We start from the raw sequence: 15,852 nt of genomic DNA on the forward strand, positions 1-15,852 counted from the left end.
GTCAGGCCTCCGTTCCGGTGCTCTCAGCAGCCGGAGCAGCGGCGGCGTCGGCCTTGGGGGCCTCGGCTGCCGGCGACTGCTGCGGCTTACGGCCGCGACCGCCACGCTCGCCACCACGGCCACCGCGGCCGGCCGGGCGGTCAGCGCCGCCACGAGCCGGACGGTTACCGGCGCGGGCCGCGGCGTTCTCGGCGCGAACCTCGGCGATGTTCTTGACGTCGCCCTTGTAGATCCAGACCTTCACGCCGATGCGGCCGAAGGTCGTCTTGGCCTCGAAGAAGCCGTAGTCGACGTTCGCACGGAGCGTGTGCAGGGGCACACGGCCCTCGCGGTAGAACTCCGAGCGGGACATCTCGGCGCCGCCGAGGCGGCCGCCGCACTGGATCTTGATGCCCTTGGCGCCGGCCTTCATCGAGGACTGCATGCTCTTGCGCATGGCCCGACGGAAGGAGACGCGGGAGGAGAGCTGCTCGGCGACGGCCTGGGCCACCAGCTGAGCGTCCACCTCGGGGTTCTTGACCTCGAGGATGTTCAGCTGGACCTGCTTGCCGGTCAGCTTCTCCAGCTCGCCGCGGATGCGATCGGCCTCGGCGCCGCGGCGACCGATGACGATGCCCGGGCGGGCGGTGTGGATGTCAACGCGGACGCGGTCGCGGGTGCGCTCGATCTCGACCTTCGAGATGCCGGCCCGCTCCATGCCCTTCGTCATCATGCGACGAATGGCGACGTCTTCCTTGACGTAGTCCTTGTACAGCTTGTCGGCGTACCAGCGGGACTTGAAGTCCGTGGTGATGCCGAGCCGGAACCCGTGCGGGTTTACCTTCTGGCCCATTACCGGGTTCCTTCCTTGCTGCTGACGACCACGGTGATGTGGCTGGTCCGCTTACGGATCCGGTAGGCACGGCCCTGGGCACGCGGACGGAACCGCTTCAGGGTCGGACCCTCGTCCACGTACGCCTCGCTGATGACCAGCGAAGAGGCGTCGGTGTGGTCGTAGTTGTGTGCTGCGTTGGCGATGGCGCTGTCCAGCACCTTGCCAACCGGCACGCTCGCGGCCTGCGGGGCGAAACGCAGGACCGCCTGAGCCTCCGTGGCATCCATGCCACGGATGAGGTCCACCACGCGGCGGGCCTTCATGGGCGTGACGCGGATGTACCGCGCCTGGGCCCTGGCTTCCATGGTTGTCCCTTCGGTGTAAGTCATAGTCGTTTCCACCCCGCGCTTAGCGGCGCTTCGACTTCCGGTCGTCCTTGACGTGGCCGCGGAAGGTGCGAGTCGGCGAGAACTCGCCGAGCTTGTGGCCGACCATCGACTCGGTGACGAACACCGGGACGTGGATCTTGCCGTTGTGCACCGCGATGGTGTGACCCAGCATGGCCGGGACGATCATCGAGCGACGGGACCAGGTCTTGATGACGTTCTTGGTGCCTGCCTCGTTCTGTACGTCCACCTTCTTGATGAGGTGTCCGTCGACGAAGGGCCCCTTCTTCAGACTGCGCGGCATCTAAACCCGCTCCTAGCGCTTCTTGTTCGTCTTGCGGCGGCGGACGATGTACTTGTTGCTCGCCTTCTTGGGAGCACGCGTACGACCCTCCTTCTGACCCCACGGCGAGACCGGGTGACGACCACCGGAGGTCTTGCCTTCACCACCACCGTGCGGGTGGTCAACCGGGTTCATCGCGACACCGCGGACGGTCGGGCGGACGCCCTTCCAGCGCATGCGGCCGGCCTTGCCCCAGTTGATGTTCGACTGCTCGGCGTTGCCGACCTCACCGATCGTCGCGCGGCAGCGCGCGTCGACCAGGCGGATCTCACCCGACGGCATACGAAGGTGGGCCATGGTGCCCTCCTTCGCCAGCAGCTGCACGGAGGCACCCGCGGAACGGGCGAACTTCGCGCCGCCGCCGGGCCGCAGCTCGATGGCGTGGATGGTCGTACCGACCGGGATGTTGCGCAGCGCCAGGTTGTTACCGGGCTTGATGTCGGCGGTCGGACCGTTCTCGACACGGTCACCCTGCGACAGGCCACGGGGAGCGACGATGTAACGCTTCTCGCCGTCCGCGTAGTGCAGCAGCGCGATGCGCGCGGTGCGGTTCGGGTCGTACTCGATGTGCGCGACCTTGGCCGGCACGCCGTCCTTGTCGTGACGACGGAAGTCGATCACGCGGTAGGCGCGCTTGTGGCCACCGCCCTGGTGGCGAACGGTCACACGACCGGCGTTGTTACGGCCGCCCTTGCTGTGCAGGGGGCGGACCAGCGACTTCTCCGGCGTGGACCGCGTGATCTCGACAAAGTCGGCGACGCTGGAGCCACGACGGCCCGGGGTCGTCGGCTTGTACTTGCGGATACCCATTTCTCAGTCCTCGTCCGATTCCGGACGACTCGACCTCACTTAAGAGGTCGGGCCGCCGAAGATGTCGATACGGTCGCCCTCGGCGAGGGTCACGATGGCGCGCTTCGTGTCGGCGCGCTTGCCGAAACCGGTGCGGGTGCGCTTGCGCTTGCCCTGCCGGTTGATCGTGTTGACCCCGGTGACCTTGACCGAGAAGACCGCCTCGACGGCCTGCTTGATCTGGGTCTTGTTGGAGCCGGGCGCGACGATGAACGTGTACTTGTTCTCGTCGAGCAGCGCGTAGCTCTTCTCGGAGACCACGGGCTTGACGAGAACGTCACGCGGGTCCGAGTACGTCTTGCTGGTAACGGTCGCCTCGCTCATCAGGCGTCGCTCCCTTCGGTCTCAGCGGTCTGGGGGCCAGACACGAAGGACTCGAAAGCGGCCTGGGTGAAGACCACGTCGTCAGAGACGATCACGTCGTACGTGTTGAGCTGGCCCGGCTCCAGGATGTGCACCTGGGGCAGGTTGCGCGCGGACAGCCACGCGGCCTCGTCGGCACGGTCGACGACCAGGAGCAGGTTCTGGCGCTCCGAGATCTTGCCGAGCAGCGACTTGGCGGCCTTCGTGGAGGCGGCACCCTCGACCACGCCGGTGACGACGTGGATACGGGAGTGACGGGCCCGGTCCGAGAGGGCACCGCGCAGGGCGGCGGCCTTCATCTTCTTCGGGGTCCGCTGCGAGTAGTCACGCGGCTGCGGGCCGTGGACGACGCCACCGCCGGCGAACTGCGGGGCGCGGGTCGAACCCTGACGGGCGCGGCCGGTGCCCTTCTGGCGGTAAGGCTTCTTACCACCACCGCGGACTTCACCGCGGCGCTTGGTCTTGTGCGTGCCCTGACGGGCAGCCGCCAGCTGAGCGACAACGACCTGGTGGATCAGCGGAACGCTGGTCTTCGCGTCGAAGATCTCCGCGGGGAGCTCGACGGTACCGGCCTTGTCGCCTGCCGGCGAAAGGATGTCAATGGTGCTCATTACCTCAAGCCCCCTTGGCCGCGGTACGGACCAGGACGAGGCCGCCGTTCGGACCGGGGACCGCGCCCTTGATGAGGAGCAGACCCTTCTCCGCGTCAACCGCGTGGATGGTCAGGTTCTGGGTGGTGACGCGCTCGTTACCCATGCGGCCCGCCATGCGCATGCCCTTGAAGACACGCCCAGGGGTGGCGCAGCCACCGATGGAACCGGGGGAACGGTGCTTGCGCTGGGTGCCGTGCCCGGCGCCGAGGCCCTTGAAGTTGTGACGCTTCATGACACCGGCGAAGCCCTTGCCCTTGCTCTTGCCCGTGACGTCGACCTTGACGCCGGACTCGAACACAGCGGCGGTGACCTCCTGGCCCAGCGTGTACTCGCTGGCGTCAGGGGTGCGGAGCTCGACCAGGTGGCGGCGCGGGGTGACGTCGGCCTTGGCGAAGTGACCCTTGAGGGGCTTGTTCACCTTGCGCGGGTCGATCTCGCCGAAGGCGATCTGGACCGCTTCGTAGCCGTCGCTGTCGTTGGTGCGAACCTGCGTCACGACGCACGGACCGGCCTTGACGACGGTCACCGGGACAACCCGGTTGTTCTCGTCCCAGACCTGGGTCATGCCGAGCTTCTCGCCCAGGACGCCCTTGATGTTCTTGCTCATCTCGGCCCGTCCCCTCAGAGCTTGATCTCGATGTCGACGCCGGCCGGCAGGTCGAGACGCATCAGCGAGTCAACCGTCTTCGGCGTGGGGTCGAGGATGTCGATGAGGCGCTTGTGGGTGCGCATCTCGAAGTGCTCGCGAGAGTCCTTGTACTTGTGCGGCGACTTGATGACGCAGTACACGTTCTTCTCAGTGGGCAGCGGCACCGGGCCCGCGACCGACGCACCAGTGCGGGTCACCGTCTCGACGATCTTCTTCGCCGAGGAGTCGATGACCTCGTGGTCGTAGGCCTTGAGCCGGATGCGGATCTTCTGTCCCGCCATGGCTACTAGTAGTCCTGTCTCTCTGTTTAACGCTCTGGAACCCAGGGGTTCTCTGGACTCCCCCTCCGACCCACGCGGTCGGGCGTGTCGCATCCCCTCTACGAAAATCTCCCGAAGAAGATCCCAACCAAGGGGGTGCGGGCCCGAGGACCGCGGAACCGGGGGCGGAACACCCACCGGGTGCCTGGCCGGCGCCCTGCATTGCTTCCCGGAAGATTCCCGTACGTCCGGCCCTGCAGGGCCGACGAGTACTGTGGGACTCGCTTCCGGTCCTCCCGGCGGGAGGCGCGCAGCATTGACACTCAACCGAGCAACCTGGTCAGTGTGCCATACGGGGCGCGGGCCTGGCCAATCGAGTCGGGAATCCTACCCCGAGCGGGCGCGTGATCAAACGCGGACGCGCATCCGGCCGCACCGGACCCTCCAAGGCCCCCGCGAGGGACCGAGCACTCCGTCGACGTCTTCCTGGTGCGCAACCCCACACCCTGACCGGGCAACCCGCCCGCCCCGCCGTCCGTCTACTCCCCCGCAGGCGCGGCCCGACAGCCGCTGACCTGCCCGAAGAGTCGGGAGTGACGCAGGACAGGGCGGCCGTTCGCCCGCTGCGGGGGAAGCGGGAGCGGACGGAGTGCGCGGCGTGGTGGATCGACCTGTCCTGTCCCGGATGCGGATACCCCGGCGCACCCTGCTCCTCGCGGCCGGCGCCGCCGCCACCGCCGGGTGTGCGGTGCCCGCTCCCCGGCGGCGCGGGCCGGAGGCGGACCCGGCGCCCGGGCTGGCCATAGCGAGCACCCGGCGGGCCCTGGTCCTGCAACTGCTGGCCCACCCGGACGACGACCTCTACTTCATGAACCCGGACACCCGTGAGGCCCTGGACGCCGGGACCCCGCTGGTCTGCGTGTACCTCACCGCGGGCGAGGCGGACGGCGTCAACAAGATCCCCGGCGCGCCCCGCCCGGCCCCCGACCGTGCGGCGTACTCCTCCTCCCGCCATCAGGGTCTGCGCCAGGCGTACGCCGAGCTGCTCGGGCTCGACCGGTTCACGCCCTGGCAGAAGTCGGTGGCGACTCTGCACGGCGGCCACCGGGCCGAGGTCGACGTCCTTACAGACGGCGTGCGCCGCGTCGAGCTGGTGTTCCTCAACACCGCGATGCACACCGGGCGCGGCCGCCCCGGGCTGCCCAGCCTCTGGCGGGACCGCCGACTCGTGCTGCGTACCGTCGTAGCCGACAACTCCCCTCTGGAGCGCGCCGGTTCGTATACGTACGAGTCGCTGATCGACGTCCTTACCGGACTGCTGGAGCAGTACCGGCCGACCGTCGTGCACACCCTCGACCCGGACCCGGACCTCCAGTTCAGCAGCGAGTACGAACGCCGCCGGGACAGCGAGCAGCGCGGGTACTCCGACCATGCCGACCACACGGCGGCCGGGGGCTTCGCCTGGGCCGCCCTGATCCGCTGGGTGGCCCGGGCGACCGGACGCGGGGAGCCGGTGCCCGGGTTCGTCGTCGCCGCGTTCCGGGGGTACTACAACCGGCACTGGCCCAAGAACCTGCCGCCCGCCGTGCTGGAGCGCAAGGCCGCCCACCTCGTCCCGTACGGCGGCGCCCCCGACTGGGAGTGCGGCAACCCCTCCGGCTGCGGGGACTACAACGTGGGCGGCGACCGGCCGCTCACCAACCGCAAGGGCTGGGTCCGCTCCACCCACCACCGCTACCCGGGCCCCCGCGCCCAGGTCGCCACCGGGGCGGCCGGCCGGCTCACCGCCTACGGGGTGCTCGGGCTGCGCGCCGTCCGGTGGCGTGAGGGCGCGCCCGGCAGCGGCGTCTGGGACGCGCCGGACGACCTCGGCGGCGGGCCGCTCGCCCCGGTGCTGGGCGCCGCGACGACGGCGGACGGCCGGCAGCTGCTGTTCGGGCTGCGGTTCGCGGCGCTCGGCGGGCACGGCGCCGACAACGAACGCGAGATCGTGCTCCTGGAGCAGCGCTCCCCCGACGGCCCCTTCCTCGCCTGGCGGGGCCTCGGCAACCCCGCCACGGGCCCCGACCACGGCCGCCGCATCGGAACCCCGGTCGCCGTCACCGCCCCCGACGGCCGCGTCCACCTCTTCGTACGGAACGCGGAGAAGGGGCTCAGCACCCGGGTGCGGGACGCGGTCACCGGCCGCTGGAGCGGCTGGCGGGACATGGGCGGCGGCGAGATCCAGGACGGGCTGACCGCCGTCGTGGACACGGCGGGGCGCGTCCACGTGTACGCGGCCGGGCACCACGCCGTGCACCACTGGACCCAGGACGCCCCGGGGACCGATGTCACCGCCCGTACCCAGCTCACCGGCTCCCCCGTCCCCGCGCACGCGCCCGGCGCACTCCCCGCGCCCGACGGGTCCGTGGACCTCTACTACCGGCCCGCCGCGCGGGAACAGCTCGTGGCCGTGCGCGCCGACGCCGCCCCCGCACCCCGATTCGGGGGGTACGGTCCGGTGACCACCGCCGCGTCGGCGGCCGGCCCGGTCCTGCTCGGCCGGACCGCGGAGGGCCGGATCCAGCTGCGTACCGCAGAGGGAGCCGTCGTACGGTCGCGGGGCCCGGTCGCCCTGGACGGCGCCGCGCTCCACCTGGACGCGGCGGACGGCCGGCCGGTCGTCGTGGGCCTCGGCCCGGACGCGGCGCCCTGGGCCTGGCGCCCGCGGAAGAGCCCGGCTTCCCCAACTCCCGCCCCATAACGCCGCGTTATGGCCAAACGTTAGTACCCCGCCCTCATCGCGCTCCGGCACCCTGTTGCCCACCATCCCCCACGGACACGCCCACCCAGCGTGTCGCGCGAAACGAGGCATCATGCGCATATCCCGGCTCATGCCCGCTGTCGCCGCAGCAGCGGCCTGCGTCCTCTCGCTCTTCGCACCGTCCGCGACGGCCGCACCCGCGCCGCCGCTCCAGGACGCCCCGCCGCCCACCACCCAGATCATCGGCGGCGGCTACGCCCAGAACGCGCCCTGGGCCGCCCGGCTCTTCTCGAACGGCAGAGAGACCTGTTCGGCGACGATCATCGCCCCGACCTGGATCCTCACCGCGCGGCACTGCGTCTCCGGCGGCGGCCTGTCGTTCCGCATCGGCAGCCTCGACCAGCACAGCGGCGGCGTGGTGGCCAACGGCGTCCAGACGTACAACCACAGCGCGGACATCTCCCTGGTCCGACTGGACCGCTCCGTGCAGACGACCTACTCCCGCCTCGGGCAGCCCGGCACGGTCCGTGTCGGGCAGAACGTGCAGGTCTGGGGCTGGGGCGCGACCTCGCGGTGCGGCTCGGAGGCGAACTGCCAGTCGCGCTACCTGAAGGTGGCCAACGTGACGGTCACCGGCGGCTGCGGTGACGCGTACGGCGGCTCGGCGATCTGCGCCCGCCGCGGCGACGGCATCACCGCCGGCGGGGACTCCGGCGGCCCGATGACGCTGAACGGCGTCCAGGTCGGCGTCGCCTCCACCAGCGACCGGCAGACCACGACGGCGTACACCAACGTCACCGCCTACCGCTCCTGGATCCAGTCGATCGCGGGCGTCTGACCGGACGCCCACCCGGGACGGCGGGCACCTGACCGGTCCGCCGTCCCCCTGAACCGTAGGGCCCCCGTACCTCACCGCCCGAGGTACCGGGGCCCTACAGCCAGCCCTGGTGCGTGGCGATCCGGACGGCGTCGACGAGCGTACGGGCGTGGAGCTTCCCGACCGCGGAGGAGAGCCGGTTGCGGACGGTGCCCACACTGAGGAAGAGTTCGGCGGCGATCTCCCGGGAGTGCGCCCCGCCGGCGGCCAGCCGCAGGGCCTCGGCCTCCTTGTCGGTGAGCGGGCACGGGCCGGTCCGCTCCTCCCCGCGCATCCGGTCGTCGATGACCCGGCCCCCCGCGGCGATCCGCCGGACCGCGTCGGCGATCCGCGCCGGTGCGGTGCTCTTGAGCAGGTACCCGGCGGCCCCGGCGGCCAGGGCCCGGCGCAGATGACCCGGACGGTCGAGGGCGGTGAGCATCAGCACCCGGCAGGCGGGGAGCCGTTCCGCGAGCCCCGCGGCGACCGCGATCCCGTCCGTCCCGCACAGATCGATGTCGAGCAGCACGACGTCCGGGCCCAGTCTCTCCGCCTCGGCTGAGGCGGACGGACCGTCCGCGGCCTGGCCGACCACCTCGATGCCCAGTTCGGCCGTCAGAAGCACCGTGAGTCCTGACCGCACCACGTCATGGTCGTCGACCACCAGCACCTTGATCATCCGACCGATTGTCGCAGGCCGTTCGGACCCTCCGAGTCGCTTCATCCCCCAGTACGCCCCGGCGCACCAACCGGACCGCCGCCACCGAGCCGATCAGCGCGGGCAGGAACAGCACCAGCACCCAGGGCCCCGCGAGCACCGAGGCCGCGACGGCCGCCGCGTACACGGCCACCGCCATCGCCCGGACCGCCCCGATCTCGCGCCCCGCCGCCCGCCCCGCCACCGCGTCCTCGCCCCTCGCCCGTATCCGTACCGGCGTATCCGATCACGTCAGGACGGTCGGGAGGAGTGACATCTTCACGTGGTCAGGACGCACCGCACCCCGGCACGGGCCTCATGGCCGTGCCGGGGTGCGGGGCCCCGCGGCGGGTGTGCCGGGCGGGGCCCGGTCAGACGCTCGTCGGCGGCGGAGAGCGGAGAAGGGGGGGCCCGCGCCGCTGCCGGCGTCGTCAGTCCTCCGAGGGCCGGGGTTCCCGAGATTCCCAGAGGACCGGCAGCACGAACGGGGAGAGCAGGCAGAACACCGCCGACGCCCCCAGAAGCGTGAGGCCTCCGGCGGAACGGAGGAACCCGGACAGCAGGGCTCCCGGGGACGCGTCGCCGAGCCAGCCCGCCAGCACCACCGCGAGAATCGTCGCCCCCCAGTGGAAGACGAGAGAGCGCAGCCGATCGGAGAGCCGAAGCGGTCGGACCCTCGCGTCGGCGGATATGAGGACCGGCCACACCAGGGGCGAGAGAGCGCAGTAGAGGAGGACCACGGCCATCGGGATCGGGGCCGCGCTCGCCAGGACGTCGAAGTATCCCTCGGGCTCCCCCCGCTCCCGCGCCTTCACTGTGTCGATGCCGCAGAGGAAGGCGTAGAGCGCTCCCGCCGTGCCCGCCACCGCGATGCGGTTGGCGGGCCTGTTCCCTTTCCTCAAGGGTCTTCCTTTCTGCTCCGCCTGCGCGGTGCGGGTCGCGGGTCGGGCGTCGCCGCCCGGGACACGCCGGGCCCCTCGGTGGGGCCCGGCGCGGAATGGACGGTTACCTGTGCCCGAAACCGGAGCATCTGCGCGCTGACGCCCTGCGGCCCAAGCCGTAGGCGAACCCTGTCAGGGACCCGTAGGCGGCGCCGTACCCCGCATAGGTGCCGGAGCCTCTCGGACCGTAACGATAGGCGCCGTAGGCCGCGCCTCCGAGCGTCAGCAGGGCGCCGCCCTGCATGCCGCAGCGGACTGCCTGACGTCCCCGGTTGGCCACCCGGCCCCAGCTGTACCGGGGTGCCTTGCGGTGCCTTCCGACGGAGCGGGCACGACGCATGGACTTGCCCCATTTGTAACCGCGGTAGGCGTACTTGGCAGCCTTGTACGCCTTCTTGCAGTACCGGAAGCACGCTACCGCCGCCCGGACGCCGAAGACGACGAGAGGCACCCACTTCCCGTCGAGGTCGAACTTGTTGACGGGGTCGGCGTATCCGTACTCGTAGGCGTTGGCGCTCCCCCCGTAGACAGGATCGCTGGAGAGGAAGCGGCCGGTGGCCGGGTTGTAGAGGCGGACGCCCATGAGGGTGAGACCGGTGAGCGTCTCGGCCGAGCGCTGCTTGGCCCCGAGCCAGCCGTAGCGGGCCGGTGCCTGTCCCGCGCGGCTGTTGCCGTACTCGTCGGCGTCCAGGGCCGTCGGCGCCTGGAGGGCGTCGAGCGGGAGGACGAGAGCCACGTCGCCGTGGAGCGTCGAGAACTGGAGCGCCGTGCCGCCGGACTTCCCCGTGGTCGCGCCGAGGTCCCCGGCGGCCGAATCGACATTGCGGGTCAGCTCGCCGGTAGTGGTGTCCTCCACGATCCAGCGGGGGTTGTCACCGTCACCGTCATAGTGGTTGATCTTGGACTCGGACGGCGTCCAGGTCGTTCCGCCGCCGGTCTCGACCTTCCAGGAGCGGAAGCGCAGGCTCGCGTCCAGCTCCCAGGTCTGCCGCCGGCCGTCGGCCGTCTGGCGGTGGACCAGGTCGTTGGCGTGGTAGCCGATCGTGGCGCCGGGCAGCGCCGTCGTCCGGCCGAACGCGTCGTAGCCGTAGCCGGCGTCGAGCAGCCGGTCGGCGCTGTCGTAGGTGTGACTCACCGTGGTGCCGCCGCCCGTGGGGCAGTCGGCGCCCGGAGCCGCGGTCGCGGTGGTCAGCGAGGTGCGGTTGGAGCGCTGGTCGAACGCGTAACCACGCCGGGTGCACTCCCCGTTCACGGTGTCCTCGACCCGCGTCAGCCGCCCCGCCGGGTCGTAGCCGTAGCTCTGGCTCGACCAGCCGCCATGAGTGGCGACCTGTCCGTGGGCGTTGCGGGTGATCGAGTCGGTGAAGACGGTGGTGGCGTCGCTGTCCCGCGTGTACGTGCGGTTGACCGCCGTCCCGGTGGCGTCCTCGGTGATCCGCAGGGTGTATCCGCCGGGCAGCTTCTCCGTCGCGGCCGAGCCGTCGGCGTCGTAGGAGGAGCGGAAGGTCCCCGCGACGGAGTCGGTCCTGGCGGTGGCGAGACCGCGCGGCTCGACCGCGTGGTCGTAGGTGTACGTCACCGAGGAGGGGACGGAGTCGCTCTCCTTGACCTTCCGGTCGAGCAGGTCGTACTCGGTCTTCGTGACGCCACCGTCGGCGTCGGTGTAGGAGATCTGCCGGCCCAGCAGGTCGTAGGCGGTGGTGATCGTTCCGCCGGTGGGCGAGGTGACCTTGACGATCGCCCCGGTGGCCGGGTCGTACTCGGTGGTGGTCGCCGGAACCGCCTGGCCCAGGCCGCCCGTCACCGCCTCGTGGATCTTGCGCCCGGCGGCGTCGTACGTCGTCGTGGTCGTCCGGGTGACCCCGCCGACCTCGTCCGTCACCACGGCGGGGTTGCCCCAGCGGTCGTACTCCGTCGTCGTGTTGGGCAGCTTGGCGGGCTGGGAGCCGCCACCGGCGACGTCACCGGCCGGGCCGGTCCAGCACGGCTGGTCCGCCCACTCGGGCCGGCCCTTGCACCAGCCGGTGCCCGTGGCCGACCAGTACTCGGTGATGCGGCTGGCCGCGTCGTCGCCCGTACCGCCGGGCAGCACCTGGGAGGTGACCCGGCCCTGGGCGTCGTACCCGGTGCTCGTGGTGATGCCGAGGCCGCCCGGGTCCTGGACGGTCAGGGTGGGCACGCCCTTGCCCCAGTCGTACTGGGTCGCGGTGAGGCGCTTTTCCGCCATGACTCCGTAGTAGTCGCGCACCCGGACACCGGTGACGGCCAGGGTCAGCTGGTTCTTCGCCTTTGCCGTGCCGTCGGTGGGACGGCCCTCGTCGTACTCGTTGACCGTCCAGGACCGTGCCGGTACCGAGGTGCCGGCACGCACCAGGACCGTGGAACCGTCCTTGAGGTCCTCGGTGAGGTCCACCCGGTGGATCGGGCCGAACTGCTCGGTCTTGCGCACTCCCGCCTCGTCGTGGAGGGAGACGGTCGAGAGCAGCTGCGCCCGCTCGGCCGACGGCATCGAGCTGAGCCCCAGGTCGGTGAGCACGTCCTGGTGCTCCTCGCCCGCGCCCAGCGCCAGCTCCCGGTTGCCCGCGGTCAGTTCACGGACCGTGTTGCCGAACCGGTCGTACTCGGTGGTGGTGATGTGCCCGCCCGGAGCCGCCGTGTTGACCGTCCGCCCCGAGGCGTTGAGGTAGATGACGGTGGCACGTCGGTAACCTTCGGCCGTGAGGTCCGCTCCCGCGTGGGACGAGGGGACCGCGTCGGCGGGGAACACCGCGGTGGCGTCACTGGGTACGTCCGTCTGGCCCCAGGCACGCACCTCGGCCGCGCCCATGGCGTGCGGCGCCTTGGTCCCGGTGAGCGGCACGCCGTAGACGATGCTGGTGACGGCGTTGCCCTCCACCGTGGCAGCGGTGCCCTGCTTCAGGGCCTGCCGGGAGGACTTCAGCAGCATGCCGTCGCCGGCGACCGTCCCGGCCCCGGCGTTGCCGTAGGTGAAGGTGTACGGGAGCCGGCTCTGCTGCTGCATCCAGGTGACCCGGCCGGCGTGGTAGGCGTACTGGGTCTGGGAGGACTGGCTCAGCCTCGGGTCCCACTGCTGGCGCAGGCTGCCGTTGGAGTCGTAGCGGTACGTCGCCATGGCGGTGGCCGTGGCGGCGGAGGCGCCGGGGCTGGTGGTCCAGGCGCGGATCTCGCGGACCTGGCCGGTGAAGTCGCCGAACTGGGAGTTCGTCTCCGTGCCGGTGGCCGTCGTGGTCGTCGCGTAGACGAACTCCAGGACCTTGCAGCCCTTGGTGGCGGGCGTCGTCTCGCACGCGGCCGTGGTGGCGGCCGTGGTCGGGGCGATGATCCGCTTCGGACGGGCCAGCTTCTTGCCGTCGACCGTGACGGTCTCGGAGACCACCTTGGTCGTGGAGTTCGTCAGGCCGTCGTCCAGGACGCTGGACACCTGCCAGGTGGTTGCCGCGGCGTCCGCCTTGGCGAAGGTGGTGACCGTTCCCTCGGTGTCGGAGAGCGTGAACGTGCCGCTCACGCTGCCCTTGAGGGTCAGGTCCTCGGAGCCGGGCTCCGGAACCCACGCGGTCTTCGCCGCGTTCGCGGTGAAGTGGATCGCGTCGCCCTCCTCCAGCACCACGTCGACCGCGGTGTCGGAGATCCGCCGGATATGGCTGTAGTCGGACTCGGTGGCCTCGGCGGCGGTGCCCGAGACCCACTCCTTGCCGAAGATCGCGACCTGGCCCTCCTGGTCCGCGCCCCGGTTCGGGGTGCGCGAGGCCGCCGTGCGGGACACCGACAGGTCGAAGAGCGACACGTCGGTCTCGGAGAGCGTGTAATTGCCGGTCAGCAGATTGACCGAGCCCGGCCCCACCTCGGTGGTGGCCGCACCGTCCGCGTTGCGGTCGATGACGGCGGTCAGCGGCACGGTGCTGCTGGTGGCGGAGTTCGGGCCGGTGAAGTCGGCCTTGAGCTGGATCGTGCCGTCCGGGTCGACGGTGCTGGAGGCGTTCCACACCAGCGGCGCGTTCTTGCCGTTGGTCAGGGGGACCGGCCAGGCCGTGAGCGCGCTGCCGCCGGAGGTGACGTCCCCGACGGGGATCCGCACCCAGGGGTCGGCCTCGGAGCGGCGCCAGGAGAAGGAGACGGCGTTGTACTTGCCGGCCTCGGCCTCGGCGACCAGCGGCAGCCGGCGCGCGGTCCGCTCACCCTCCGAGGGCTGGACGAAGCCGCCCGAGCCCGCGTGGAAGACGTACTCCACCGCCTCGGACTTGTTGTCCGACTTGTCGACCGACCGCACCGAGAGGGTGTGGCTGCCGTTCTTGGGCGGGGTGACGGTGATCGCCTTGTTCGCGGTGGAACCGCCGGTGGCGACCTTGGTCCAGGCCACACCGTCGAGGGACCACTCCAGCCAGTTGTGGTCGGACCCGCTCGGCGGGGTGACCGTGAAGACGCCCGGCTGCCCCTCACCCCTGACCCACTGCCCGGTGGGGTAGTCGGTGGAGACGACCTTCGTGGGCGCGGAGGGGGCCTTGGTGTCGACCGTGAAGGTCTTCCACGCCGACCAGCCGGTGTTGTAGTGCGTGCCGTCGTAGGGGCTCGTACGGAACTTGTACGTCTTGCCCTCGGCCAGCAGCCCCGCCGGGACGGTCACCGACGCGGCCTGCCCGGACGCGACGAACTTCGACACGATCGGCGAGCCCACCTGCGTGTTCGTGGCGTTGTCGAAGATCTGGAAGGTGCCGTTGACCTTGTCACCGTCGGCGTCGACGAAGGTGTCGCGCAGGGTCGGCGTCAGGGTGTTGACCATGTACAGGCCGGCGTAGGAGAAGAACGGCGGGCCGGCCTCCTGCTGGGTGCCCGTGCGCGGCCGGTAGTTGTACGTCACTGTCAGCTTCGGCGGGTTCTTCGCGGCGTTGGCGGAGTTGACCCGCTTCCACTGGGCGACCGTGGTCTCGCTCTTGGCCCGGATGCCCAGGTGGCCGCGGGCGGCCTTGGCCGCGGCCCACTCCTGGGCCAGCGTGGTCACGTTCGCGTTGATCCAGCCGTCCGGCTGCGTGGTGCAGTCGGCGTTGCCCCGCGTCTCGGTGGATTCCGCCTTCAGCGCGGTCATCGTCGGCCGGTTGGTCCACCGGCTGGCCGTCGTCGCGGCGGGCGAGGACCAGACCTGCCACGGCTGCAGGGCGCAGGTGGTGTTGGCCGAGTGGAAGTTCCACAGGCTCAGCTTGGCGCTGGAGACCAGGGCATCGGCGATCGGCGCGGTGTTCCAGGTGATGAAGGACTGGGCCGTACGCGGCGTGCCGTCGGGGTTCTTCGTGCCCGGGTTGCCGAAGTCCAGCTCGACGTCGGAGGACCAGTCACGGGTCTCGCCCTGCTGGACGTACGTGTCGAAGACGCTGGACAGGGAGGAGGTGGACGGGTCCACCGTCACCGGGTACTGCGTCTTCGGATCGGCGAGGAACTCCGCGTCCGGGGTGACGACCAGGTCGACGGAGCCCTTCTTGGACACCACCTTCATCGCCACCGGCACCCGGCGCGTGGGCTCGCCCGAGACCTTGTCGACCGTGGCGTCCCACATCACCGGCGCGGGCATCAGGGCCCGCTTCTTGTTCTTCCGGTCGGTGAACAGCACACTGCCGTCCGCCTGCTCCTTCGCCGTCAGCCCCTTGGCCTTGAGCGGCAGGGTGTACGCGTACCCCTCGGCCGGACGCTTCTTGATCTCGACGTACTGCTCGAAGCCCGTACGGGTCGATTCGACGATGACGTCGGCGCCCGGCAGCGCGTCCGCGTAGGTGGCCCGCGTCCCGTCCAGTTCGGGGGCGGGCAGTCCGCCCTTCCACTGGAGGGTGATGCGCTCGTCGCCCTCGCCGAGGGTGACCAGGTCACGTGCGGGGGCCTTGTCCGCCTCACGCAGCGAACGCGGCAGCGCACCGCCCCTGCCCGCCAGACTCAGACCGTTCGGGTGGGCCTTGGCCTCGACTCCGCCCCCGGCCGTCTCACGGAGTTCGACGTCGACGTCCGTCCAGGCGCCGTCCTCCTCGAAGCGGACCGGACCAGCAGCCAGCTCGGTGGTGAGCGAACCGTCCTTGTTCACCCACGTCGTGGAGGTCTCGGTGCGCTCGGAGAGCGCCTCCACCCGCTTGCCGTACAGCTTGGCGGCCACCTTCGCCGACAGGACGTCCGCGGCTTCGCGGGGCCCTTCGGGTACCGGCTTCTCCTCGACCGGGGCCTTCGGCGCCTGCTGGGTGAGGGCCACGGCCTGGCCGCTCTCCGTCATCAGGGCCATCTCCACCGCCAGCACCATGGCCGC

General features: G+C 70.9%; 13 protein-coding genes. 2 read left to right on the plus strand and 11 right to left on the minus strand.

Going from position 1 to position 15,852, the window contains the following annotated elements; all coding sequences use genetic code 11:
- Position 1 precedes the first annotated feature (1 nt).
- The 8 genes from rpsC to rpsJ are packed head-to-tail and all read right to left on the minus strand — an operon-like array spanning position 2 to position 4,338.
- Positions 2–832 carry a 30S ribosomal protein S3 gene (gene rpsC, locus IE145_RS02890; RefSeq protein ID WP_003966954.1) on the minus strand — a complete coding sequence of 277 codons (831 nt, stop codon included), beginning with the start codon at positions 830–832 and terminating at the stop codon, positions 2–4.
- Positions 832–1,179 carry a 50S ribosomal protein L22 gene (gene rplV, locus IE145_RS02895; RefSeq protein ID WP_004571827.1) on the minus strand — a complete coding sequence of 116 codons (348 nt, stop codon included), beginning with the start codon at positions 1,177–1,179 and terminating at the stop codon, positions 832–834. Before rplV ends, rpsC begins: the two co-directional genes overlap by 1 nt.
- 43 nt (positions 1,180–1,222) lie before the next feature.
- On the minus strand, positions 1,223–1,504 hold the full coding sequence (gene rpsS, locus IE145_RS02900; RefSeq protein ID WP_003966956.1) for a 30S ribosomal protein S19: 282 nt from the start codon (positions 1,502–1,504) through the stop codon (positions 1,223–1,225).
- Between the two features lie 12 nt (positions 1,505–1,516).
- Positions 1,517–2,353: a 50S ribosomal protein L2 gene (gene rplB / locus IE145_RS02905; protein WP_006126887.1), complete on the minus strand. Its 837-nt coding sequence runs from the start codon at positions 2,351–2,353 to the stop codon at positions 1,517–1,519.
- 39 nt (positions 2,354–2,392) lie between these two features.
- Entirely contained in the window at positions 2,393–2,716 is a 324-nt protein-coding gene (rplW, locus tag IE145_RS02910) for a 50S ribosomal protein L23 (protein ID WP_003966958.1), read from the minus strand.
- Entirely contained in the window at positions 2,716–3,366 is a 651-nt protein-coding gene (gene rplD / locus IE145_RS02915; RefSeq protein WP_006126885.1) for a 50S ribosomal protein L4, read from the minus strand. The genes rplW and rplD overlap by 1 nt, the downstream gene beginning before the upstream one ends.
- A gap of 4 nt (positions 3,367–3,370) precedes the next feature.
- Positions 3,371–4,015, minus strand: coding sequence for a 50S ribosomal protein L3 (rplC, locus tag IE145_RS02920; RefSeq protein WP_006126884.1), 645 nt, complete (start codon positions 4,013–4,015; stop codon positions 3,371–3,373).
- Between the two features lie 14 nt (positions 4,016–4,029).
- Complete coding sequence (gene rpsJ, locus IE145_RS02925; protein WP_003948644.1) at positions 4,030–4,338, minus strand: 30S ribosomal protein S10; 309 nt, start codon at positions 4,336–4,338, stop codon at positions 4,030–4,032.
- A gap of 664 nt (positions 4,339–5,002) precedes the next feature.
- Here rpsJ and IE145_RS02930 point away from each other — a divergent pair.
- Positions 5,003–7,060, plus strand: coding sequence for a PIG-L family deacetylase (locus tag IE145_RS02930; protein WP_229825261.1), 2,058 nt, complete (start codon positions 5,003–5,005; stop codon positions 7,058–7,060).
- A 112-nt stretch (positions 7,061–7,172) separates the two neighbouring features.
- Positions 7,173–7,898: a S1 family peptidase gene (locus IE145_RS02935; protein ID WP_189518461.1), complete on the plus strand. Its 726-nt coding sequence runs from the start codon at positions 7,173–7,175 to the stop codon at positions 7,896–7,898.
- Positions 7,899–7,992: 94 nt separating this feature from the next.
- Here IE145_RS02935 and IE145_RS02940 read toward each other — a convergent pair whose 3' ends face one another.
- The 3 genes from IE145_RS02940 to IE145_RS02950 all read right to left on the minus strand — a co-directional run bounded on the left by IE145_RS02940 (position 7,993) and on the right by IE145_RS02950 (position 15,846).
- Positions 7,993–8,595: a response regulator gene (locus tag IE145_RS02940; protein ID WP_189518462.1), complete on the minus strand. Its 603-nt coding sequence runs from the start codon at positions 8,593–8,595 to the stop codon at positions 7,993–7,995.
- A 449-nt stretch (positions 8,596–9,044) separates the two neighbouring features.
- Entirely contained in the window at positions 9,045–9,515 is a 471-nt protein-coding gene (locus IE145_RS02945) for a hypothetical protein (RefSeq protein WP_189518463.1), read from the minus strand.
- A gap of 103 nt (positions 9,516–9,618) precedes the next feature.
- Entirely contained in the window at positions 9,619–15,846 is a 6,228-nt protein-coding gene (locus IE145_RS02950; protein ID WP_189518645.1) for a DNRLRE domain-containing protein, read from the minus strand.
- Positions 15,847–15,852 lie beyond the last annotated feature (6 nt).

The organism is Streptomyces sindenensis (assembly GCF_014649035.1).
Taxonomy (GTDB): Bacteria; Actinomycetota; Actinomycetes; order Streptomycetales; family Streptomycetaceae; genus Streptomyces; species Streptomyces sindenensis.

Bases quoted from the DNA above. Each gene is read 5' to 3' on its own strand.
- rplD (WP_006126885.1), bottom strand. From the start codon at position 3,366: ATGAGCACCATTGACATCCTTTCGCCGGCAGGCGACAAGGCCGGTACC.
- rpsJ (WP_003948644.1), bottom strand. From the start codon at position 4,338: ATGGCGGGACAGAAGATCCGCATCCGGCTCAAGGCCTACGACCACGAG.
- rpsC (WP_003966954.1), bottom strand. From the start codon at position 832: ATGGGCCAGAAGGTAAACCCGCACGGGTTCCGGCTCGGCATCACCACG.
- rplB (WP_006126887.1), bottom strand. From the start codon at position 2,353: ATGGGTATCCGCAAGTACAAGCCGACGACCCCGGGCCGTCGTGGCTCC.
- rplW (WP_003966958.1), bottom strand. From the start codon at position 2,716: ATGAGCGAGGCGACCGTTACCAGCAAGACGTACTCGGACCCGCGTGAC.
- IE145_RS02950 (WP_189518645.1), bottom strand. From the start codon at position 15,846: ATGGTGCTGGCGGTGGAGATGGCCCTGATGACGGAGAGCGGCCAGGCC.
- rplV (WP_004571827.1), bottom strand. From the start codon at position 1,179: ATGGAAGCCAGGGCCCAGGCGCGGTACATCCGCGTCACGCCCATGAAG.
- rplC (WP_006126884.1), bottom strand. From the start codon at position 4,015: ATGAGCAAGAACATCAAGGGCGTCCTGGGCGAGAAGCTCGGCATGACC.
- IE145_RS02930 (WP_229825261.1), top strand. From the start codon at position 5,003: ATGCGGATACCCCGGCGCACCCTGCTCCTCGCGGCCGGCGCCGCCGCC.
- IE145_RS02940 (WP_189518462.1), bottom strand. From the start codon at position 8,595: ATGATCAAGGTGCTGGTGGTCGACGACCATGACGTGGTGCGGTCAGGA.
- IE145_RS02935 (WP_189518461.1), top strand. From the start codon at position 7,173: ATGCGCATATCCCGGCTCATGCCCGCTGTCGCCGCAGCAGCGGCCTGC.
- rpsS (WP_003966956.1), bottom strand. From the start codon at position 1,504: ATGCCGCGCAGTCTGAAGAAGGGGCCCTTCGTCGACGGACACCTCATC.